Origin of the sequence: Mycolicibacter sinensis (genome assembly GCF_001667945.1) — a bacterium.
Lineage (GTDB): Bacteria > Actinomycetota > Actinomycetes > Mycobacteriales > Mycobacteriaceae > Mycobacterium > Mycobacterium sinense_B.
Genome location: NZ_LZJK01000130.1, coordinates 1 through 21597, shown reverse-complemented (window position 1 = coordinate 21597; position 21597 = coordinate 1). Strand labels below are relative to the sequence as shown.

General features: G+C 68.7%; 25 protein-coding genes. 14 read left to right on the top strand and 11 right to left on the bottom strand.

The genetic code is table 11. The features are described from left to right. The first annotated feature begins 153 nt into the window (after positions 1-153). The 6 genes from sdhC (at position 154) to A5694_RS16960 (ending at position 5299) form a co-directional block, all read left to right on the top strand. On the top strand, positions 154-585 hold the full coding sequence (gene sdhC / locus A5694_RS16985; RefSeq protein ID WP_082952724.1) for a succinate dehydrogenase, cytochrome b556 subunit: 432 nt from the start codon (positions 154-156) through the stop codon (positions 583-585). Continuing rightward, the gene (locus A5694_RS16980; RefSeq protein ID WP_064923273.1) at positions 582-1049 is read left to right on the top strand and encodes a succinate dehydrogenase hydrophobic membrane anchor subunit; all 468 of its coding nucleotides are present in this window, start codon (positions 582-584) and stop codon (positions 1047-1049) included. Before sdhC ends, A5694_RS16980 begins: the two co-directional genes overlap by 4 nt. A gap of 32 nt (positions 1050-1081) precedes the next feature. After that, positions 1082-2836: a succinate dehydrogenase flavoprotein subunit gene (sdhA, locus tag A5694_RS16975; RefSeq protein WP_064923271.1), complete on the top strand. Its 1755-nt coding sequence runs from the start codon at positions 1082-1084 to the stop codon at positions 2834-2836. Next, the gene (locus A5694_RS16970) at positions 2836-3705 is read left to right on the top strand and encodes a succinate dehydrogenase iron-sulfur subunit (protein ID WP_234787937.1); all 870 of its coding nucleotides are present in this window, start codon (positions 2836-2838) and stop codon (positions 3703-3705) included. The genes sdhA and A5694_RS16970 overlap by 1 nt, the downstream gene beginning before the upstream one ends. Before the next feature lie 105 nt (positions 3706-3810). Then, positions 3811-4602: a 3-oxo-5-alpha-steroid 4-dehydrogenase gene (locus A5694_RS16965; protein ID WP_064923269.1), complete on the top strand. Its 792-nt coding sequence runs from the start codon at positions 3811-3813 to the stop codon at positions 4600-4602. 118 nt (positions 4603-4720) lie between these two features. Beyond that, positions 4721-5299, top strand: a complete 579-nt coding sequence (locus A5694_RS16960; protein WP_064923267.1) for a carboxymuconolactone decarboxylase family protein — start codon at positions 4721-4723, stop codon at positions 5297-5299. A gap of 65 nt (positions 5300-5364) precedes the next feature. Here the strand turns inward: A5694_RS16960 and A5694_RS16955 are convergent, their stop codons facing one another. Together A5694_RS16955 and A5694_RS16950 are read right to left on the bottom strand one after the other, a co-directional pair. Next, on the bottom strand, positions 5365-6261 hold the full coding sequence (locus A5694_RS16955) for a sigma-70 family RNA polymerase sigma factor (RefSeq protein WP_064923265.1): 897 nt from the start codon (positions 6259-6261) through the stop codon (positions 5365-5367). A gap of 26 nt (positions 6262-6287) precedes the next feature. Further along, positions 6288-6725: a hypothetical protein gene (locus A5694_RS16950; protein ID WP_064923263.1), complete on the bottom strand. Its 438-nt coding sequence runs from the start codon at positions 6723-6725 to the stop codon at positions 6288-6290. Between the two features lie 85 nt (positions 6726-6810). Here A5694_RS16950 and A5694_RS16945 point away from each other — a divergent pair, with 85 nt between their 5' ends. The 6 genes from A5694_RS16945 to A5694_RS16920 all read left to right on the top strand — a co-directional run bounded on the left by A5694_RS16945 (position 6811) and on the right by A5694_RS16920 (position 12418). After that, positions 6811-7815, top strand: a complete 1005-nt coding sequence (locus tag A5694_RS16945; RefSeq protein WP_064923261.1) for an SMP-30/gluconolactonase/LRE family protein — start codon at positions 6811-6813, stop codon at positions 7813-7815. Between the two features lie 142 nt (positions 7816-7957). After that, positions 7958-9175 (top strand): D-alanyl-D-alanine carboxypeptidase family protein, encoded by a 1218-nt coding sequence (locus A5694_RS16940; protein WP_064923259.1) that lies wholly within the window; start codon positions 7958-7960, stop codon positions 9173-9175. Between the two features lie 71 nt (positions 9176-9246). Further along, positions 9247-10656: a sugar porter family MFS transporter gene (locus A5694_RS16935; protein ID WP_428844285.1), complete on the top strand. Its 1410-nt coding sequence runs from the start codon at positions 9247-9249 to the stop codon at positions 10654-10656. Continuing rightward, positions 10647-11765, top strand: coding sequence for an N-acetylglucosamine-6-phosphate deacetylase (gene nagA, locus A5694_RS16930; protein ID WP_064923255.1), 1119 nt, complete (start codon positions 10647-10649; stop codon positions 11763-11765). The genes A5694_RS16935 and nagA overlap by 10 nt, the downstream gene beginning before the upstream one ends. Before the next feature lie 9 nt (positions 11766-11774). After that, complete coding sequence (locus tag A5694_RS16925; protein ID WP_064923253.1) at positions 11775-12050, top strand: GNAT family N-acetyltransferase; 276 nt, start codon at positions 11775-11777, stop codon at positions 12048-12050. A 62-nt stretch (positions 12051-12112) separates the two neighbouring features. Continuing rightward, positions 12113-12418: a DUF2563 family protein gene (locus A5694_RS16920; protein WP_064923251.1), complete on the top strand. Its 306-nt coding sequence runs from the start codon at positions 12113-12115 to the stop codon at positions 12416-12418. On the opposite strand, the gene A5694_RS16915 is transcribed toward A5694_RS16920, so the two are convergent. The 4 genes from A5694_RS16915 to trpS form a co-directional block, all read right to left on the bottom strand. Next, positions 12415-14250 (bottom strand): glycoside hydrolase family 15 protein, encoded by a 1836-nt coding sequence (locus A5694_RS16915; RefSeq protein WP_064923249.1) that lies wholly within the window; start codon positions 14248-14250, stop codon positions 12415-12417. The two genes, A5694_RS16920 and A5694_RS16915, sit on opposite strands and share 4 nt — an antisense overlap. Before the next feature lie 12 nt (positions 14251-14262). Then, positions 14263-15198, bottom strand: a complete 936-nt coding sequence (locus tag A5694_RS16910; protein ID WP_064923247.1) for a DUF5996 family protein — start codon at positions 15196-15198, stop codon at positions 14263-14265. Positions 15199-15265: 67 nt separating this feature from the next. Next, positions 15266-16204 (bottom strand): inner membrane protein YhjD, encoded by a 939-nt coding sequence (gene yhjD, locus A5694_RS16905; RefSeq protein ID WP_064923245.1) that lies wholly within the window; start codon positions 16202-16204, stop codon positions 15266-15268. Further along, entirely contained in the window at positions 16201-17220 is a 1020-nt protein-coding gene (gene trpS, locus A5694_RS16900) for a tryptophan--tRNA ligase (protein ID WP_064923243.1), read from the bottom strand. The genes yhjD and trpS overlap by 4 nt, the downstream gene beginning before the upstream one ends. A 78-nt stretch (positions 17221-17298) precedes the next feature. Here trpS and A5694_RS16895 point away from each other — a divergent pair, with 78 nt between their 5' ends. Both A5694_RS16895 and A5694_RS16890 read left to right on the top strand, forming a co-directional pair. Next, on the top strand, positions 17299-17916 hold the full coding sequence (locus A5694_RS16895; protein ID WP_064923385.1) for a TetR family transcriptional regulator: 618 nt from the start codon (positions 17299-17301) through the stop codon (positions 17914-17916). Continuing rightward, the gene (locus A5694_RS16890) at positions 17900-18562 is read left to right on the top strand and encodes an enoyl-CoA hydratase-related protein (protein ID WP_064923242.1); all 663 of its coding nucleotides are present in this window, start codon (positions 17900-17902) and stop codon (positions 18560-18562) included. Before A5694_RS16895 ends, A5694_RS16890 begins: the two co-directional genes overlap by 17 nt. A gap of 9 nt (positions 18563-18571) precedes the next feature. On the opposite strand, the gene A5694_RS16885 is transcribed toward A5694_RS16890, so the two are convergent. The 5 genes from A5694_RS16885 to A5694_RS16870 all read right to left on the bottom strand — a co-directional run bounded on the left by A5694_RS16885 (position 18572) and on the right by A5694_RS16870 (position 21469). Further along, a complete protein-coding gene (locus A5694_RS16885) occupies positions 18572-18862 on the bottom strand; it encodes an SH3-like domain-containing protein (RefSeq protein WP_109535726.1) in 291 nt (96 codons plus the stop codon). Between the two features lie 95 nt (positions 18863-18957). Beyond that, the gene (scnC, locus tag A5694_RS16880) at positions 18958-19677 is read right to left on the bottom strand and encodes a thiocyanate hydrolase subunit gamma (RefSeq protein WP_064923240.1); all 720 of its coding nucleotides are present in this window, start codon (positions 19675-19677) and stop codon (positions 18958-18960) included. A 28-nt stretch (positions 19678-19705) separates the two neighbouring features. After that, on the bottom strand, positions 19706-20542 hold the full coding sequence (locus A5694_RS16875; RefSeq protein WP_064923238.1) for an SH3-like domain-containing protein: 837 nt from the start codon (positions 20540-20542) through the stop codon (positions 19706-19708). 74 nt (positions 20543-20616) lie between these two features. Beyond that, entirely contained in the window at positions 20617-20811 is a 195-nt protein-coding gene (locus A5694_RS25330; RefSeq protein WP_428844276.1) for a DUF7676 family protein, read from the bottom strand. 175 nt (positions 20812-20986) lie between these two features. Next, a complete protein-coding gene (locus A5694_RS16870) occupies positions 20987-21469 on the bottom strand; it encodes a hypothetical protein (protein WP_234787924.1) in 483 nt (160 codons plus the stop codon). Positions 21470-21597: the final 128 nt, after the last annotated feature.

The window sequence follows — 21597 nt, the reverse complement described above, 5'->3', positions numbered from 1 at the left end:
CTTCGGCCATTCCTACTCATCAGTAACTTTGACGTGGTCGTTTCCACCCTGTGGATGGGTTTAGAGTCCAAGCCGAGGTTATTGACAGCGATGGCGTTGCGTAGCTACCGCGAGCGTGGCCAAACCGGTGGCTACAGATATTTGGAGGCGCTGATGACGGCGACATCCGCCGATGCGGTGACGCCCGGGACGCAGGCTTCTGCCCGGCGTCCCCGGCGGCAGAGTCTGTATAAAGGCGATCCCGGAATGTGGGCGTTCGCCCTGCACCGGATCACCGGTGCGACCATCTTCTTCTTCCTGTTCGTCCACGTGATCGACACCGCGCTGGTGCGGGTCAGTCCGCAGGCCTACACCGAGGTCATCTCGACCTACAAGACGCCGATCGTCGGCCTGATGGAGCTGGGCCTGGTGGCCGCGGTGCTGTTCCACGGTCTCAACGGCATCCGGCTGATCCTGATCGACTTCTGGTGGCAGGGCTGCCGCTGGCAGCGCCAGATGCTGGTGGCGGTCTGCGCGGTCTGGCTGGTGGTGATGGTTCCGGTGGTGGTCCGGATCGGTATGCACATGGCGGAGCGATTCTTATGAGCACACCTGACCTGCAGTTGAGTCGTGGCGCGCTGGCCCCGGTCCGCGGCCCCGACCGCGACCGCCCGGCCGGCCTGGGCGACCCGCGCTCGCCGCAGCGGCACTCCGGGATGCCCAACTTCGAGAAGTACACCTGGCTGTTCATGCGGTTCTCCGGCGCCGTGCTGATCTTCCTGGTGCTGGGCCACCTGTTCATCATGCTGATGTGGCAGGACGGGGTGTACCGGATCGACTTCAACTACGTGGCGGAGCGCTGGCACTCGCCGTACTGGCAGATCTGGGACCTGGCCCTGCTGTGGCTGGCCGAACTGCACGGCGCCAACGGCCTGCGCACGATCATCGGCGACTACACCCGCAGTGACCGCAGCCGGTTCTGGCTGATGACCCTGCTGGCGTTCTCGGTGATCTTCACGCTGGGCCTGGGCAGCTACGTGCTGCTGAGCTTCGACCCCAACATCTCTTGACGGCAGATCTCCTACGAACAGGTGATATCGCGGTGATTCAGGAACATCGATACGACGTGGTGATCGTCGGCGCCGGCGGCGCCGGGATGCGCGCGGCGGTGGAAGCCGCGCCCCGCGCTCGTACGGCAGTGCTGACCAAGCTGTACCCCACGCGCAGCCACACCGGCGCGGCGCAGGGCGGCATGTGCGCCGCGCTGGCCAACGTCGAGGACGACAACTGGGAGTGGCACGCCTTCGACACCGTCAAGGGCGGCGACTACCTGGCCGACCAGGACGCGGTGGAGATCATGGCCAAGGAGGCCATCGACGCGGTGCTGGACCTGGAGAACATGGGCATGCCGTTCTCCCGCACCCCCGAGGGCCGCATCGACCAGCGCCGGTTCGGCGGGCACACCCGCGACCACGGCAAGGCCCCGGTGCGCCGCTCGTGCTACGCCGCCGACCGCACCGGCCACATGATCCTGCAGACGCTGTACCAGAACTGCGTCAAGCACGGTGTGGAGTTCTTCAACGAGTTCTACGTGCTGGACCTGGTGCTCACCGAGACCCCGTCGGGTCCGGTGGCCACCGGCGTGGTGGCCTACGAGCTGGCCACCGGCGAGATCCACGTCTTCCACGCCAAGGCGATCGTGCTGGCCACCGGCGGGTCGGGCCGGATGTACAAGACCACCTCCAACGCGCACACCCTGACCGGCGACGGCATGGGCGTCGTCTTCCGCAAGGGCCTACCGCTGGAGGACATGGAGTTCCACCAGTTCCACCCGACGGGTCTGGCCGGGCTGGGCATTCTCATCTCCGAGGCGGTGCGCGGTGAGGGCGGCCGGCTGCTCAACGCCGACGGTGAGCGGTTCATGGAGCGCTACGCCCCCACCATCGTCGACCTGGCCCCCCGCGACATCGTGGCCCGCTCGATGGTGCTCGAGGTGCTCGAGGGCCGCGGCGCCGGGCCGAACAAGGACTACGTCTACATCGACGTGCGCCACCTCGGCGAAGAGGTGCTCGAGGAGAAGCTGCCCGACATCACTGAGTTCGCCCGCACCTACCTGGGCGTCGACCCGGTCAAGGAGCTGGTACCGGTCTACCCGACCTGCCACTACGTGATGGGCGGCATCCCGACCACGGTGACCGGGCAGGTGCTGCGCGACAACACCGCCACGGTGCCGGGCCTGTATGCCGCCGGCGAGTGCGCCTGTGTGTCGGTGCACGGCGCCAACCGGCTCGGCACCAACTCGCTGCTGGACATCAACGTGTTCGGCCGCCGCGCCGGCGTCGCCGCCGCCGAGTACGCCAACAGCCACGACTTCACCGAGATGCCGGAGAACCCGGCCGACATGGTGGTCAACTGGGTGGCCGACATCCTGTCCGAGCACGGCAACGAGCGCGTCGCCGATATCCGTGGCGCCCTGCAGCAGTCGATGGACAACAACGCCGCGGTGTTCCGCACCGAGAAGACGCTCAAGCAGGCGCTCAGCGACATCCATGCGCTCAAGGAGCGGTACGCCCGGATCACGGTGCACGACAAGGGCAAGCGCTTCAACTCCGATCTGCTGGAGGCCATCGAACTGGGCTTCCTGCTGGAGCTGGCCGAGGTCACCGTCGTCGGTGCCTTGAACCGGCAGGAATCCCGCGGTGGGCATGCCCGCGAGGACTACCCCAACCGCGACGACGTCAACTTCATGCGCCACACCATGGCCTACAAGCAGGGTCCCGACCTGATCGCCGACATCCGGCTGGACTGGAAGCCGGTGGTGCAGACCCGCTACGAACCGAAGGAACGGAAGTACTGATGTCCTCCTCAGCTGACTCCGGCTGCTGCTCATCAGAGTCCGGTTGCTGCTCGCCGGGTCCGTCCAGCGCCGCACCGGCGGCCCTGGTCGACGGCCCGCCCGCCGGCGACCCGCCGCTGCCCCCGGTTCCCGAGGGCGCCCGGATGGTCACCCTCAAGATCGCCCGGTACAACCCGGAGAACCCCGACCAGTACGCCGCCACCGACGGCTGGCAGAGCTTCCGGGTGCCGGCGCTGCCCACCGACCGGTTGCTCAACCTGCTGATCTACGTCAAGAGCTACCTGGACGGCACGCTGACCTTCCGCCGGTCCTGCGCGCACGGCGTGTGCGGCTCCGACGGGGTGCGGGTCAACGGCAACAACAAGCTGGCCTGCAAGATGCTGATGCGCGACATCCTGCCGAAGAACCCGGCCAAGGAGCTGACGCTGACCATCGAGCCGATGCGCGGCCTGCCGGTGGAAAAAGACCTCGTGGTCAACATGGAACCGTTCATGGACGCCTACAAGGCGATCAAGCCGTACCTGATCACCAGCGGCAACCCGCCCACCCGGGAGTGGATCCAAAGCCAGCACGACCGGCACCGCTACGACGACACCACCAAGTGCATTCTGTGCGCCATCTGCACCACCAGCTGCCCGGTGTACTGGAGCGAGGGGGCGTATTTCGGCCCGGCGGCGATCGTCAACGCCCACCGGTTCATCTTCGACTCGCGTGACGAGGGTGCCGCCGAGCGCCTGGATATCCTCAACGAGGTCGACGGGGTGTGGCGCTGCCGCACCACGTTCAACTGCACCGATGCCTGCCCGCGCGGCATCGAGATCACCAAGGCGATCCAGGAGGTCAAGCGGGCCTTGATGTTTGCCCGCTGATCTGCTCCTCATCTGCGCCGAGCGTGAAGCTAGCTTCACGCTCGGCGTCGAGCGTTGCGCTGCCTTCACGTTCGCGCCGGCGGAGGTCCGTGATAGGACACTGTGATGCACTGGTACACCGGTAACCCCGTCTACGACACCGTCCTGAGTTTCGCGTTCGGTTTCGCCGCGTTCGTGATCATCGGCGGCTTCTTCGGCCAGAGCTCCTACGGGCGGTTCTCCTCGGCCAAGCTCGGCTTCAACCTCAACCCGAAGTTCGGCTGGTGGCTGATGGAGATCCCGGCGACGGTGGTGTTCGCCGCCGCCTACCTCAGTGGGCCGGCCCGCTTCGAGCCGACTTCCCTTGTGCTGGCCGGGATCTGGGCGCTGCATTACGCCAACCGCGGCTGGTTCTTCCCACTGGCAATCCGCCAGATGCCCGGTAAGCGCAGCACCTTCAACGTGTCGGTGGTGGTGATGGGCATGCTCGTCACCACCATGCACGGCTACCTCAACGGCGCCCTGTTCAGCCACGACTACCTGGGGCGCTACGGCACCGGCTGGTTGACCGACCCGCGCTTTGTGGTGGGCCTGGTGATCTACCTGTGCGGGTTCGCGCTGATCGTCAACTCCGAGTCGATCGTGCGCAACCTGCGCGACAAGAACAACGCCAGCCAGGCCGAGTACAAGATCCCGTTCGGCGGCGGCTTCCGCTTCGTCACCAGCCCGGCCTATCTGGGCGAGCTGATCGCCTGGACGGGTTTCGCCGTGCTGACCTGGGCGCTGCCCGGTGTGGTCATCCTGTTGATCACCGCGGGCAACCTGGTTCCCCGGGCGCTGCAGACCCACCGCTGGTACCGGGACAAGTTCGCCGACTACCCCACCGACCGCAAGGCCCTGGTGCCCTTCGTGCTCTGAGACTCGTCTGCCGCGCCGATCGTGAAGCCACCGTCACGTTCGACCGCGAGCGTGAAGCCACCGTCACGCTCGACCGGGGGTGCGGTCACATACCGCCGGGCTGTCTCGTCTAAGGGGTATGACTACTCAACCTCGCATCGAACCCCTGGCCCCGAAACGCACCAACCTGCTGACCCGCGCCATGTACCGCTACGCCAAGCGCCGCTTCGGTGAGGTCCCCGAGCCCTTCACCGTCATCGCGCATCACCCACGGCTGTTGGTGGCCGCCGCCGCCCACGAGGGGCTGCTGCAGTCCGGCTCACGCAAGCTGCCCGCCGCGGTGCGCGACCTGGCGGTGTTCTGGACCGCCCGCACCATCGGTTGCTCGTGGTGTGTGGACTTCGGTTCCATGCTGCAACGCCTGGAAGGCATGGACATCGACCGGCTCAAGGAGATCGACGATTACGCGACCTCCCCGCGCTACACCGACGACGAACGGGCCGCCATCGCCTACGCCGACGCGATCACCAGCGACCCGCACCGCGTCACCGATGAGCAGGTCGCCGATCTGCGGCAACGGTTCGGCGACGACGGCGTCATCGAGCTGACGTATCAGATCGGAGTCGAGAACATGCGGGCCCGGATGTACGCGGCGCTGGGCATCACCGAACAGGGCTTCAGCTCCGGGGACGCCTGCCGGGTGCCGTGGGCTCAGTAAGGCCTCGAAGCTGTTGTTCGAGACGACCTCACGGCAACTACAGTCTCGAGCGACACCGGCGGTGGCTAGGACCGCAGCGGAGTAGCGGTGAACTTGTCCGGGTTGGCGATGTCCCAGACGGCGTAGACCAGACCGTCGCGCACCGTCATCGCGGTGACGCGCGGCAGCAGCTCGGCGAACCCCTCGACCGCGGGTGCCCCGGGCGTGTAGGTGCCGAGTTCGCCGTTGACCAACGCCAACTGGTTCGCCGTCATCAGGGTCGGCCCGTACCGGCGCGCCAGGCCGAACAAGAACCGCGCCACCTTCTCCGGTCCGCGGATGACCCGGACCGCGGTCGGCGCCCGGCGGTTGGAGTCGCCGGTGAACGTCACGTCGGGGTGCAGCAGCGCCACCACCGCGTCCAGGTCACCGGCGGCCATCGCGGCCATCAGCGACCCGACCGTCTCGTTGTGCCGCGGATCGGGTTGCGGCGGCGGGTCGGCGGCCACGGCGCGCCGGGCCCGCGACGCCAGCTGCCGCGCGGCGGCCGCACTGGTGTTGAGCACCTCGGCGACCTCGGAGAACGGCACCGAGAACCCGTCGTGCAGCACGAACGCCACCCGCTGATCCGGATTCAGCCGCTCCAGCACCACCATCGCGGCGAACCGGGCGTCCTCGCCGGCCACCACCGCCGCCAACGGATCGGATTCGTCGGCGGCGGTCACCACCGGCTCCGGAAGCCATTCGCCGGCATAGGTTTCCCGCCGCCGCGGCGCCGAGCGCAACCGGTCCAGGCCGAGCCGGCTCACCACCGTCGTCAACCAGGCTCGCGAGTCGGCGATCTGCTCGCGCTCGGCGGCATTGAAGCGCAGCCAGGCGTCCTGCACGATGTCCTCGGCGTCGGCGAACATGCCGGTGAGCCGGTAGGCCACCGCCAGCAGATGCGGCCGCAACGCCTCGAACTCCTCGACCGCCGCCGTCATTGCACCAGCCTAAGCGTGGGGGGCGCTCACTGCGCCCGGCCGGCGCCGGGCCACAAGCCGACCAGCGCGATCACGCAGACCGCCAGCATCGCCGCGCTCAAGCTGTACAGACCGGCGTCGACGAGATTCTCCTGCCAGACGGTGCCATGGCGGCCGGCGCCTGCGATCGGAGTCGTCCGCCCGGTGCCGAAGATCGCCGCGGCCAGCGTGGTGGCCCAGTTGGCGTAGGCGCCGTAGAGCGCCAACCAGAACAGCGCGGTCAGCCAGCGGGCGGAGAGCCGCAGTCGGCCCCACAGCAGGCCGAGCACCAAGAGGAACAGCCCGTTCATCACGGCTTCCAGGTGCGAGGACAACCCCATCCGGGGATTGCTCATCGCCCCGGTCGCCAATCCGGTGAGCAAACCCAGCAGGAACAGCAGCACGCCGAACCACAGCAGGGCGCGACCCTTGTCAGCACCTGTCATCAGCCCTCCTCGGATCCGAACACGACATTATTCCGTCGGGCGCATTGCCGAACGGATTGGCGCAGGCGGCCCTAATGTCGTCGACATGAGCCCCAAGCCGCGCATCGCCCCGGTCCGCTGGCGGCCGCCGCCGTCGCGGCCGCTGCCCCCGCCCGACCCGACACCGGCGCTGACGCTCGTCGAAATTCCCGGTACCGCCCCCGAGGACGTCGTCGTCGACGCCGACGGCACCATCTGGACCGGCGTCGAGGACGGGCGCATCATCGCCGTCGGCCCGGACGGCGCGGCGCCAAAGGTGGTGACGCACACCGGCGGGCGCCCCTTGGGGCTGGCGTTCACCCACGATCACCGGTTGCTGATCTGCGACAGCCACCGCGGTCTACTGCGCTACGACCCGAAAACCGGGCAGCTGGAAACCCTGGTCAGCCACGTGGCCGGCCGGCCGCTGATGTTCTGCTCGAATGCGGTCGAATCCTCCGACGGCACAATCTATTTCACGGAGTCCACGGACCGGTTCCGCTACGAGCACTACAAGGCCTCGGTGATTGAAGCCCGGGCCAGTGGGTCCCTGCTGCAGCTCACCCCGGACGGTAAGGCAACGGTGCTGGCGTCGGGGCTGCACTTCGCCAACGGCGTCACGCTGACCGCCGACGAATCGGCGGTGGTGTTCGCCGAGAGCACCGGCTGCCGGTTGTCCAAGTACTGGCTGACCGGCCCGCGCCGCGGTTCGATCACCGCGCTGGTCAGCGAGCTGCCCGGCCATCCGGACAACATCTCCACCGGCCGAGACGGCCGGATCTGGGTGGCGATGGTCTCCGACCGCAACGCCCTGTCGGAGTGGCTGACCCCGCGTGCGCCGGTGCTGCGCACGCTGATGTGGCGACTGCTGCCGTATCGCTGGCTGCCGGACCCGGCGTCGGTGGTGTGGGTCATCGGGTTCGACGCCGACGACGGCCGGGTGCTCAGCCAGTTCCGAAGCACCGACCCGGGGTTCGGCCTGGTGACCGGAGTGGTTGAAGCCGGCGACCGGCTCTGGCTGGGCCGCATCGCCGGGTCCGGCCTGGCGTACTTCGACCTCCGCCGAGCGTGAAGCTGGCTGCACGTTCGGCGCCGAGCGTGAAGCTGCCTTCACGCTCGGCAGGGAGACCAGGCCCCCCGCTGTAACTTGCGCCCCACCTGTCACAGCGTGGCTCCCGGGATTCGGGCCGCCGTTCCCCTACCCTGCACACACGATGACTTTTGTGCGCTCGGTATCAGCCCTGGTGACGGTGGGTTTTCTCGCCACCGCCGCCCCCCTGGCGGCGGCCGACCCCGGTCTCAACGTCGGGTCCGTCGGCTGCCCGTACCAGGTCAGCACCCCGCCCGCGGTAGACGCCTCCGAGGTGCCGCTGGCCGGTGACCCGCCGCTGCCGCTGCCGGTGCCGACCAGCCCCGTCGGCGGGGAGGCCCTAGCGGGCTGCGGGATCATCACCGCGCCCGGCACCCCGCCGGTGCCCGGCGACATCTCCGCGGAGGCCTGGCTGGTGGCCGATCTGGACAGCGGCGCCGTGATCGCCGCCCGCGACCCGCACGGCCGGCACCGGCCGGCCAGCGTGATCAAGGTGCTGACCGCGATGGCGGCGCTCAACGAGTTGGACCTGAACAAGGTCGTACCCGGCACCCAGGAGGACGCCAACGCCGAAGGCACCCGGGTCGGCGTCGGCCCCGGCGGCAACTTCACCGTCAACCAGTTGCTGCACGGGCTGCTGATGGGATCGGGCAACGACGCCGCCCACGCCCTCGCCATGCAACTTGGCGGATGGGACGCGGCACTGCACAAGATCAACACCCTGGCCGCCAAGCTGGGCGGCCGTGACACCCGCGCCGCCACCCCGTCCGGGCTGGACGGGCCAGGCATGAGCACCTCGGCCTACGACATCGGGCTGTTCTACCGCTATGCCTGGAACAACCCGATGTTCGCCGCCATCGTCGCCACCCGGACCTTCGACTTCCCCGGCTATGGCGACGTGCCCGGCTACCAGCTGGAGAACGACAACCAGCTGCTCTACAACTACCCCGGTGCCCTGGGCGGCAAGACCGGCTACACCGATGACGCCGGGCAGACGTTCGTCGGCGCGGCAACCCGCGACGGCCGGCGGCTGGTCGCGGTGCTGCTGCGCGGCACCCGGCAGCCGATCCCCCCCTGGCAGCAGGCCGCGCACCTGCTCGACTACGGCTTCGCCACCCCGCCCGGCACCCGGGTCGGGACCCTGATCGAGCCCGACCCGGCGCTGGTGGCGCCCCGCGCCGACGCGGCCGGCCCCGACCCCCAGGCGCTGGCACTGGCACCGGCCGACGACACGGTGCCCGTGCGGGTCGGGGTGGCCATCTTCGGCACGATCATCGTGTTCGCGCTCATCATGGGTGCCCGGGCGGTGAATCGCCGGCCCGGCAGGAGCCCGTCATGGTGAAGGCCGGCGACGCCCGCGCCCGCTAGCCCGGCCCATCCCCTACGGTGAGCTAGATGGGCCGAATCGGGGAACTGCGCCGATCCTCGCCGCTGGCGCTGCTGGTCGGCGTAGCCGCCGCCAGCCTCGGCGTCATCTACGGCTATGACCTGTCCAATATCGCCGGCGCCCTGCTGTTCATCGAGGACGACTTCGGGCTGACCGCCACCCAGCAGGAGATGGTGGCCACCGCCACGGTGATCGGCGAGATCGCCGGTGCCGCGGCGGGCGGCTGGCTGGCCAACACGATCGGGCGCAAGAGCTCGATGGTCGCGGTCGGTCTGAGCTATGCGGTCTTCGCGCTGCTGGGAGCGGCGGCGACGTCGGTGCCGATGCTGACGGTGGCTCGGCTGCTGCTCGGCATCACCATCGGGGTGTCGGTGGTGGTGGTGCCGGTGTTCGTAGCCGAGTCGGCGCCGGCTGCCGCGCGCGGCGCGCTGCTGGTCACCTACGGGGTGGCCACCGTAATCGGGATCATCGCCGGCTACCTGTGCGCCTACTGGCTGGCCGGCACCGGCAGCTGGCGGGCGATGCTGGGGCTGGCCGCGGTGCCCGCCGTACTGGTGACGCTGCTGCTCGTCCGTATCCCCGACACCGCCCGCTGGTATCTGCTCAAGGGCCGCGTCGACGACGCGCACCGCACGCTGCAACGGATCGAACCGACCGCCGACGCGCAGCGCGAGCTCGCCGAGATCGGCCGCACGCTGGCCGAGGAGCAGGCCGGCGGGGTCGGCGTGCTACGCGAGATGCTGCGCCCGCCCTACCTGCGGGCGACGCTGTTCGTGGTGACGTTGGGCTTTTTCATCCAGATCACCGGGATCAACGCGATCGTCTACTACAGTCCCCGGCTGTTCGCGATGATGGGTTTCGAAGGCGATTTCGCGCTGCTGATTCTGCCGGCACTGGTGCAGGTCGCGGCCCTGGCGGCGATGTTCATCTCGCTGGCGTTGATCGACCGGGTGGGCCGGCGTCCCATCCTGCTGTCGGGTATCACCGCGATGGTCGCCGCCAATGCGCTGCTGATCGCGGTGTTCGCCGCGGGTTCGGTATTCGGTGACGCGCTGGCGGCGGTCAAGTTCGGCGGGGTGCTGTTGTTCACCGTCGGCTACACCTTCGGGTTCGGCTCGCTGGTCTGGGTCTACGCCGGGGAGAGCCTGCCGGCCCGGCTGCGCTCGATGGGATCCTCGGCGATGCTGACCTCGAACCTGACGGCCAACGCGATCGTCGCCGGGGTGTTTTTGACCATGCTCACCTCGCTGGGTGGCGCCGGCACCTTCGCAGTGTTCGGGGTGCTGGCACTGCTCAGTCTGGCCTTCGTGTACCGCTACGCCCCGGAGACCAAAGGCCGCCAACTCGAAGACATCCGGCACTTCTGGGAGAACGGCGGCCGCTGGCCCGCCGACGAAGCGGCTCCCGCTGAGATCGGCGCGTCGGCGTGTCGGTGATCAGCGCCGGCACCGTCGTACTCGACGGCCGGGTGCACCGTCCGGGCTGGCTCTCGGTCGACGACGGGCGCATCACCGCCTGCGGATCCGGTCTGGTTCGCGCCGACGACGATCTGCCGGATTGCGTTGTGGTGCCGGGTTTCATCGATATGCACTGCCACGGCGGCGACGGCGTCTCCTACCCCGAAGCCCCCGACCGTGCCGCTGTCCTGCACGCCGGACACGGCACCACCGGCGGGCTGGCCAGCCTGGTGACCGCCGCCCCCGAGGCGCTGCTGGCCCAGGTGCGCACCCTGGCCGAGGCGACCCGGCGCGGTGTGGTGGACGGCATCCACCTGGAGGGGCCCTGGCTGAGCGGGCGGCATTGCGGTGCGCACGATCCGTCGTGGCTGCGCGACCCCGACACCGGCGAGATCGAGGCGCTGCTGGACACCGCCGACGGCACGATCCGGATGGTCACCCTGGCACCCGAAAGCCCCGGCGCGCTCCCGGCGATCCGGCGGTTTGTCGACGCGGGAGTCGTTGTGGCACTGGGCCATACCGATGCCTCCTACGAGCAGACGCAGGCCGCGATCGACGCCGGAGCGACGGTGGGAACCCACCTATTCAACGCGATGCGCGCGTTGCATCACCGCGAGCCCGGGCCGGTGCCGGCGCTGCTGGCCGACCCGCGGGTGACTGTGGAGCTGATCGCCGACGGGGTGCATCTGCACCCGGGCGTGATCCGGCATGTGGTGGCGGTCGCCGGCCCCGACCGGGTCGCCCTGGTCACCGACGCGATGGCCGCCGCCGGGGCCGGCGACGGCCCATTCACCCTGGGCGGGCTCGGCGTCGACGTCACCGACGGGGTGGCCCGGCTGCGCGGTACGGCCACCATCGCCGGCAGCACCGCCACCATGGACCGGCTGTTCGCGACAGCGGTGGGCCTGCTCGGCGGCGACGACGCGGCGCTGGCCGCGGCGGTGCGCATGACGGCGACCACCCCGGCTCGGGCGCTCGGCCTGCGCGGCGTCGGGGTTTTGGCCCCGGGGTCCGCGGCTAACCTGGTGGTGATGAATGCCGACCTGCAGGTGCTGCGGGTCATGCGCCGCGGAACGTGGCTGATGTGAAGGAGAACCATGAGCGAGCCCACCATCACCGATGTCCCCGAGCAGCACCGCTACGAGATCAGCGTCGACGGGGTGCGAGCCGGGCTGGCCGCCTACCACGACAGCGGCGACCGGCGCGATTTCCACCACACCGAGATCGACAAGGCGTTCGGCGGTCAGGGCCTGGCCACCAAGCTGATCGCCTTCGCGCTCGCCGACACCAAAGCTGCGGGCAAGCAGATTGTGCCGAGCTGCTCGTTCGTGGAGGCCTACGTGGCCAAACACCCCGAGTACGCCGCTCAATAAGGTGAATTGACGCAGCTCACCGCGGTGGTAGCGTTGATCGCCACCGCAGTGAGGGGGCAGTCATGTACGTCGACCGGGGCAAATTGCGTTACGGCGCCGCGGATTCCGGTGCCGCCGGTGAACACGCCCAGGCCGGTGGCGAGCACCTGGCGGGCGTCTCACCGACGGCCGGGATGTTCGGGGACTTCCCGGATGCGCGCGGGATGCACGAAACACTCAGCGCGGCCCACCAGCACCACAACACGGTGCTGAACCGCCACCGCGAGGTGCTCGAGGGTGTGGCGGCAACGGCGAACTACGCCGAAAAACGATTCGGCGCAATGGATGAACACCACGCCCAGGTGTTGCGCGCGGTGCGGCCCGACTAGCCGGTGGCCTGCGCGATCGCCCAGGCGGCATTGACCAGCCCGATATGGCTGAAGGCCTGCGGAAAGTTGCCCAACATCTGCCCCGTGGCGGCGTCCACCTCTTCGGCGAGCAGCCCGACGTCGTTCATGTAGCCGATAGCGGTTTCGAAAACGTCCTGCGCGCGGTCGATTCGGCCACAGACCGCCAACGCCTGCGCCAACCAGAAGGTGCACAGCACGAAGGCGCCCTCCTGGCCGGTGAGCCCGTCGGGATTTGCGCCGGTGACGGTGCGGTAGCGATAGATCAGTCCGCGTGAATCGCTGAGATGCTCGATGACGGCATCGATCGTCGCCAGGACTCTCCGGTCGTCGGGAGGCAGGAACCCCGCCAACGGGATCACCAGGTTCGACGCATCGAGGGTGTCGTCGCCGAAGGACTGGCTGAACGCGTTGGCCAGGTCACTCCAGCCTCGGCGAAGGATCTCGGTGCGGATCTGCTCGGCCGTCGCCTGCCACTCGCCGACCTTGTCCGCGGCGCCGAGCATGTCGGCCATGCGCACCGCCCGGTCCAGCGCCACCCAGCACATCAGCTTGGAATACAGGAAATGCCGCGGCTCGCCGCGCACCTCCCAGATGCCGTGGTCGGGTTCGGTCCAGCGTCGCGCCGCGGCGTCGGCGCAGTCGATGAGGAATTCCCGCCCGGCTACCGCGCCCGGGTGCTCAGGGTCGAGTTGATCGACGAGTCGGTAAGCCGCACTGAGCAACTCGCCGTAGACGTCGAGCTGGCGTTGACGCCAGGCGCCGTTGCCCACCCGTACCGGCCGGCTGTCGCGCCACCCGGTCAGGTGGGCAAGGGTGCGCTCGGTGAGGTCGTGCTCGCCGCCGACGCCGAACATGATCTGCAGGTGCTCGCCGCCGCGCAGGGCACCGGCCGAGCTGGCCGCCAGGTAGTCGAAGAACTGGTGCGCTTCGTCGGGGCAGGCGGCCACCCATAACGCCTCCATGGTGAAGCTGGCGTCACGAACCCAGGCGTAGCGGTAGTCCCAGTTGCGTTCGCCACCGATCTCCTCGGGCAGGGACGTGGTCGGGGCGGCCACTACGGCCCAGGTGGGCTGGTAGGTCAGCGCTTGGAGCACCCGCCCGCTGTGGTGCACCAGGTCTCGCCACGGACCCTGATAGCTCTGGTGCAGCTTCGACCAGCACCGCCAGGCCTCCGCGGTCACCGCGAGGGCCTCCTCGAGGTCGGCTTCGGCCAGCGGGGCCGGAAACGCCTCGGAGGTGCTGCGGTGCATCAGGCCCAGGCACAGCTGCCGACCTTCGCGCAGTATCGCGCGGCCGGTGGCACGGTCGCCGGTGATCTCCAGGGGCACCGGGCAGGTCAAGGCGACGATGTCGGCGCCGCCACGGGCGATGACGCCGCCGGCGACGGCCGAAAGCCGCGGTGTGACTACGGCGTACTCCGGGCGCGGCGCAAAGTCGATGCCCACCTCGACCTCGCCGGTCAGGCAGTGCAGTGAGCGCACCAGCAGGCGTGGTGCTGCGGCTCCCAGCTGGTGCGGGTCATCGGAGGCGCCGGTCGCCAGCGCATCGCGCAGCACCAGTGTTCCGGCCGCGGTGGTGAACGTGGTCTGGAGCACCATCGTGCCGTCGAGGTAGCGACGCGTCACTTCGCTCCGCGGGTCGGTGGGGTGCACCGCGAAATGGCCGCCGCGCGCATCGAGCAGCCTGGCGAAGACCGCCGGGGAGTCGAAGCGCGGGACGCACATCCAGTCGACCGATCCTGCGCGACTGACCAGTGCCGCCGTATGCCGATCCGACAACAGCGCATAGTCGGCGATTGGTGTGGCGCTCACCTCCGGGGCCGCTCAGCCACGCGACTTCGCCCGCCAACGGTCCGGGTCGGCTTCAAGGGCCGCGCGATCCCAGTTGCCGCGTACCGCCGCTGCTTCGTAGCTGTCTTGCAGGAAGTCCAACAGCAGCCGGTCTGGGTCGGGCGCTTGCCGCACCACCTCGTAGGGCAGCACGTATTCACCCAGCTGCTTGCTGTAGTACGCCGCTGCGGGCCGGACCGAATGCTCGGCGAAGCCATCGGGTTCGGGGTAGGCGTAGGCGTAGAAGCCGCCTTCCGCCCCGCCCCCGGGCCAGAATCCGCAGCTGCTGAGCTCGTGCGAATAACCCTCCACCATCACCCAGTCACCGCAGTTGGGGGCGCCTCCGGGGTGGGTCGGCGCCGTTCGCCCGGAGAAGCGTGTGCAGGCAAGATCCATTGCGCCCCAGAAGAAGTGGACGGGGCTGACCTTGCCGACGAAGCGGGAACGAAACCGGCCCAGCACCCGGTGCGCCTGCACCAGTTGCCGCCAGAACAGCTGGGCGGCCTGCGGATCGTAGGAGGCGTGCTCGACATCCTCGGCGAACGGCACGGCCGGCTCGACCTCGTTGGGGTGGGACTGGATTGCCGTGTGCAGGCCCGACTCGTCCAGCGTGGACATGACGGCGCGGTGGAAGTCCGCCACCGATTGTTCCCGCAGCGGAATCGCCCGGGTCGCACCGGAGCCGGTGCGGATCCCCAGTTGGTGGTCGATGAAGTCGAACTCGATGCCGAAAATCTCGCTGCCGTACGGGATCGCCGACGTGGTGAGCCCCCGGGGCGTGACGTACAGGGTGACCTGCCACCAGTGGTTCAACAATGGCGCGTGCGCCAGGCGGACCTTGCCGACGATCTGGGTCCACATGTGCAGGGTGTCCCGCGTCGGGGCCCAGTCCTCGACCCGAAGGCGGGGCCAGGCTGATTCGCGCGCCATGAGCCGTTCTCCTCCCCCGAGCCGTTCGGGCCTGTCGAAGTCGGATCTCGGCCCACCGTAACCCCTCCTACCCGTTTGGGGAACCGGTCACACCGGCACGTCCGGCCGGCCGCTGGGTGGGCCCGTTGTCCGATGCCGTCGCCGCCCAGGCGGTCGCGAACAGGATCAGCCGCACCGTGACGTAGGCGAACACCAGCAGGCCCAGCACCGGGCCGAACACCGCTCCGGCCGGGCCGTTGATCACCGACTGCAGATACACCGAGCCGGCCTGTTTGAACAATTCGTAGCCGACCGCGGCGATCGCGCCGGCCCGCGCCGCGCTGGCCAGGCTGACCGACTCGCGCGGCAGCCGGGCGATCATCCAGGTGAACAGCAGCCAGGACACTGCCACCGCCATCCCCACCGACGCGACCCGCAACACCGCACCCAGCAGGTCGAAGTCGGGAATGCCCAGCCAGCGCAGGATCTTGCGCATCAGCTTGGGGTCGGCCAGGGCGGTGAGCGCCACCGTGACGAGCATGGCCCCGAAGGCCCACACCATGGCGACCAAATCCGACAGTTTAGCCGAGACGAAACCCTGCTTCTCCGAACGTGTTTCCCACATCTCGGAGAGCGCCTCGCGCAGGTTGGCCATCCAGGTCAGGCCCACCCAGGTAGCCGTCGCCAAACCGATCACCCCTACCGAGGCGCGCGAGGAGATCGCGGTGTCCATCAAGGTGACCACCTCGTTGCCGAACTCGCCGGGAATCAGGTGCTTGATCCGGCGTTCGATCCCGTCGAGCACCTCGGGTCGCCGCGACAACAGGAAACCGCCGACGGAGAAGCCGACCATCGCCAGCGGAAACAACGCGAAGATGGTGTAGTAGCTCATCCCGGCAGCGAAGAAGTTGCCCTGCCGGTCGTCGTAGCGTTCCTGGGCCCGCACCGCGTGGTCGAACCAGCCGTAACGCGCCCGCAGCCGGTCGATGATTCCCGGCTTGGAGTCCTGGCTCACGGCTTTGCTCATGCCGGGGGCGGAAGGAATCCCACCCGGTCGTACACCCGCTCGAGGGTCGCGGTAGCCACCGCGCGGGCCCGCTCTGCGCCGGCGGCCAACACCGCCTGTAGTTCGCCCGGATCGGCCAGCAGGTCATCCACCCGTGCCTTGATCGGCGTGACGAATTCGGCGACGGCCTCGGCGGTTTCCTTCTTCAGGTCGCCGTAGCCGCGGCCGGCGTAGCCGTCCACCAGTTTCTCCACGCTCTCGCCGGTGACCGCCGACTGGATGGTCAGCAGGTTCGACACCCCGGGTTTGGTCTCCGGGTCGTAGCGGACCTCACGTTCGGAGTCGGTGACCGCCGAGCGAATCTTCTTGGCGCTTTTCGCCGGGTCGTCGAGCAGGCTGATCAGACCGGCGTCGGTGGCCGCCGACTTGCTCATTTTGGCGGTCGGTTCCTGCAGGTCGTAGATCTTGGCGGTGGCCTTCGGGATCATCACCTCAGGCACCACGAAGGTGTCCGGGAACCGCGCGTTAAAGCGCTGTGCGACATCACGCGCCAGCTCCAGGTGCTGACGCTGATCCTCGCCGACCGGCACCAGATCGGCGTTGTAGGCCAGCACGTCGGCCGCCTGCAGCACCGGGTAGGTGAAAAGGCCCACGGTGGTGGAGTCGGCGCCCTGCTTTTGCGACTTGTCTTTGAATTGCGTCATCCGCGAGGCCTGGCCGAAACCGGTGAAACAGCCCAGCACCCAGGCGAGTTCGGCGTGGGCGGGCACATGACTTTGCACGAAGATGGTGCTGCGCGCCGGGTCGATCCCGAGCGCCAGGTACTGCGCGGCTGTCACCAGTGTGCGCCGGCGCAGCGTGGCGGGGTCCTGCGGCACGGTGATCGCGTGCAGGTCGACGACGCAGAAGAACGCCTCGTTGCCGTCCTGCAGGCCGGTCCACTGAGCGACCGCACCGAGGGCATTGCCGAGGTGAAGCGAGTCGGAGGTGGGTTGGACGCCGGAGAAGACCACGGGACGGGACGGGTTAGTGCTCATGATCGCTCGATCCTGTCACGCCGCGGTCTGACCGACCGCACCTGGTAACAGAGCAGGCGCTCTGTTACTGTGTCGGCCATGCCCCGCCCCCGCGTGCACGACCCCGATCGGGTGCTGGACGCCGTCGAATCGCTGGCGGCGCGGTCCGGTCCCGCCGCGGTGACGATCCGCGCGGTCGGTGAGGCAACCGGCGCCTCCAACGGCGCCGTCTACCACGGGTTCGGGTCGCGGGCCGGATTGCTGGCCGCCGCCTGGCTGCGGGCCGCGCGGCGCTTCCTGGCGCTACAGGACGACCTCGTGAGCGCCGCCTCAGGACCTACCGGCGCGGTGATCGCGGCCGCCGACGCGCCGGTGGCCTTCGCCGAACGGCATCCGGACGCCGCCCGGCTGTTGCAGGCGCTCCGGCACGATGCCCTGCTGGCCGAAGACCTGCCCGAGGAGGGCGCCGCGCAGCTGCGCGGCGTCGCCGCTGAGCTGGTCGCGCTGCTGATCCGGCTGGCGGCCGCCCTGTGGGACCGCCGCGACGCCGCCGCCGTCGACACCGTCACCGTCTGCGTGGTCGACCTGCCCACCGCGATTGTGCTCAGCCGGAACCGGCTGGGCAGCCCCGCCGCTCGCGCCCAGCTGCACGCCGCGGTGCGCGCCGTGCTCGCCGTCGGACCAGAGAAAGGAACACCCCGTGAAGCTGACCTATGACGACAAGATCGCCGTGCTCGAGCTCGGTGACGATGAAAACCGGTTCTCCCCAAGCTTTCTCGATGAGATCGAGCAGGTGCTGGACGACGTGGTGGCCGCCGGCAAGCAGGGCGAGGCGCACGGGCTGGTCACCACCGCGGCCGGCAAGTTCTACTCCAACGGCCTGGACCTGGACTGGCTGATGGCCAACGGCGACCGCACCGACTGGTATGTCGGCCGGGTGCAGGCGCTTTTGGCCAGGGTGCTGACGCTGCCGATCCCGACCGCCGCGGCGGTGGTCGGGCATGCGTTCGGGGCCGGAGCAATGCTGGCGATCGCCCACGACTTCCGGGTGATGCGCGCCGACCGCGGCTTCTTCTGCTTCCCCGAGGTCGACATCCGGATTCCGTTCACCCCCGGGATGGCCGCGCTGATCCAGGCCAAACTGACCCCGCAGGCTCAGGTGGCGTCGATGACCACCGGCCGCCGCTTCGGCGGGCAAGACGCCGCGGCCGCCGGGATCGTGGACGGCACCGCCGGCGAGGGCGCGGTCAGTGCCGGCGCTCTCGACCTGCTGCGCCCGCTGGCCGGTAAGGACACCGGCACCCTGGGCGCGATCAAGGCCACCATGTTCGGGCCTGCGGTCGCCGCGCTCACGGCGGGATGACGCGGCGCGTTACTGCGCTTCCAGCCGGGCGCGAACCACGGCAAGCCGTTGCCGAAGCTCGGTTTCGTCGATCACGCCGCGGGCAACGAGCGAATGCGCCAGCGCCAGGAGCTGATTTTCCGGGTAAGGCACGCTCCGGTACCGGGTCGCCGACAACACGTCCTCCTCGTCACGGCGAGCCTGGAACGAAAAGTCCCGGCCCCCGGATTGGCACGAGGCGGCGTCGAGCGCATCGCAGAGCCCGTCGAGGCTGGTCTTCCACGGCGGCAGCGGGTTTTCCACCCCGTACTTGGCCGCCATGACCGGCCACGACTGGTTGCTTGCGGCGATCTCCGCGAGAACTGCGATTTGCTCGTCCACCAAACCGTCCGGCGCGGAACCGTCCACGATCGGGTTCACGATGCCGCGCCGCTGCTGTTGATCGGGTTGTTGGCCGGCCGGGTCCGGGTGATGACGTTGGCGGTCACCCCGGGTTTGGGTAGGGCGACCCCGATCAAGCAATCCCGGGTGATGATCTCGACCAGTTGGTCTTCGGTCCAGCCTTCGGTGCCCTCCGGCCGCATCGGCATCACCATGAACCGGTGTTTCTGGTTGGAGTCCTCGACGCGCACCTCGACGCCCTCGGGCAGCTCGAGGCCGAACTCGGAGAGCACCTGGCGCGGCCACCGCACAATGCGGCGCCGGTAATTGGGGGTCCGGTACCACTCGGGCGAGTTACCGAGGATCGGCCGTGGGTAGCAGGAGCACAAGGCGCAGCAGATGACGTGGTGGACCGTCGGCGTGTCCTCGAGAATCTTGAAAGCGACGAAGTCGCTGGGAGTGCCGAACCCGGTGGGTTCGAGCCAGTCGACACCGACCTGCTTGCACGCGGCGATCGGGTCGTTCAAGGCCAGCGCTTTGAACTCCGGGTCCAGCCAGGCCTTGGCGACCAGGCGAGCGGCGGGGGTCGGACCGATCTGTTCGGCGTATTCGGTCAGATGGCGATGCTGCTCGGCGGTGAACAGGCCCTTTTCGATACACAGCTCGCGCAGGGCGATCTCAAGAACTTCGAAGTCGGTGATCTCGTCGACCATCGGCTTGACGGTGCGGGCGTGATCGTGATCGTGCTCGGACATGGGCTGCACCTTCGGTGAAATGTGATGGCTAGGCCGGCTCCAACCAACGTTCGGGAATTTCGGTCTGCAAAGTGTCGGTGGCCGGCCCGGTATAGCAATCCCACAATTCGGATTGCTTGAACCGCACGATGTAGAACCATTCCGGCTTCGCGTCCTCGCGATCCCAGGTCTCATCCTCCGGGGCGGGACTCTCGTAGGCCACTTCGGCGATCGTGCCGCAAGCCCCCCGCACGTACTCCGGTGTGCGGGTGTAGAACATCGCGGGCAGGTTGCGGACCCGCACCCGGTCACCGAGCGCGAACCGTGCCGGATCGGCGAGGCCGGCGAACTTCTGCGGATCGCCGATCCCCACCGCCTCGATATGGTGTTTGTTGCGCACGACGTTCGAGCCGTCCCCCTGGAATTTCGGCTGGGCATCCAGGTGGGTCCCCGGCGGCTGGCCGGCGTATCGTTCTTGCACTTCGGCCAGCCGATCGGTCAGCTCGCCCCAGCTGATGTGCTTCTTTGCGATCAGCACCCGGCCTACCGACCACAGCCAGCGGGCGTAGTAGGGCAGGCCGAGATAGATCGGCCGTCCCACGTCGACGTTGCCGATGCGCCGGCGTTCCTCGGAGACCCAGATCCCGCGCCAGCCAAGGACTTCGCACAGCACATAGGTCATCAACTCCCAGTGCTCTTCTTCCTTGTTCTCGTAAGCCTCCGGCGGGGCCGGCTCGCCCCCGATGTCGTGGCACGTCTTCTGATAGGCCCAGTAGTGATCGGGCCGGACCTCATCCGGCATCGGCCATTCCGGATCCCCCGGGAAGGTCGGGGTCAGCCTGGAAATCAGCGCCAGCCGTTCTTCACGTTCGGAAGCTGTGGTCATAGGCGGTCCTCGGTAATGGGTCGCCGCCCGCATTGACTGTCGGCCCGCGGCCTCGTTGTCACGCTAAGCCCAGATCATATTCCGCACAACCCGTGATGATCGGAAAATTTTCTATCGGCAGTCGCCCCAATGTGATTGCCGATGCGCAAGTGGAAATGCCAGCGACCGAAGTCGACGGTGGCGTAGCCGTCCGCCACCGACATCCGCTCGGGCGCATTCGGCGCAACCACTTCCCAAGCGGCGCCGTGGAGGATGGTGCCGAACCAGATCTCCGGCTTCGACGACGGCTGGTTCGGCGATAACGGCCTGAGTCATGTCGAGCCACCTCTGCTGTCCGGTCGACAGCGCATTGCAGCCACACCGGCCAGCTTGAGTCGCCACGCCGCGTTACCCGGTCGGCGGCCTGTTTGGCGCTGCTGGAGCGTACTGCTGAACCGGCGGGAATCAGCGGTTTTCTCGGTCAGCGGGGCCGCGGCCGTCGTCGAGGACGAACAGGAAGCGTCCCGGCAACCGGGCCAGCCGCGAGTCGGCGCAGAGCAGCGCGTCGAGCCGCTCCGCCACCGGGCGTAGGTCGACGCGCCCGCCGGCATGTCCGGTCTGCGGGGAGACCAGGATGTTGCGGATCAGCTCGTGGCTGCGTGACGGTAGCAGCCCGGTGGCTTCGATGGCGGCCACGACAGCCGGATCGAGGCGCCCGTCGCGCCCGGGCAGGCCCCGCAGTTGCAGGTTGGCCCGGGTGGTCAGGTGAACGGAGCCGTCGGAGAACTCGGCGCTGGCGTCGAGCAGTCGCGCCAGCGAGGCCGCCGAAAGCCGGCCACCGACCAGCCGCAGCCGCGCCAGCAGCCCGTCCTCAGCCGGCCACGGGCGCAGCACGCCCGGGCACCGGTCGGCACGGGTGCGGTGGTTGGCGCTGGGAAGGGCTGACACTGCGGGCTACATGACCTCTCGGGCTCGCCGAAACCTTACCGCCCCCGCCCACCGCGGCCTCGTTGTCACGCTAAGCCCAGATCATATTCCGCACAACCCGTGATGATCGGAAAATTTTCTATCGGCAG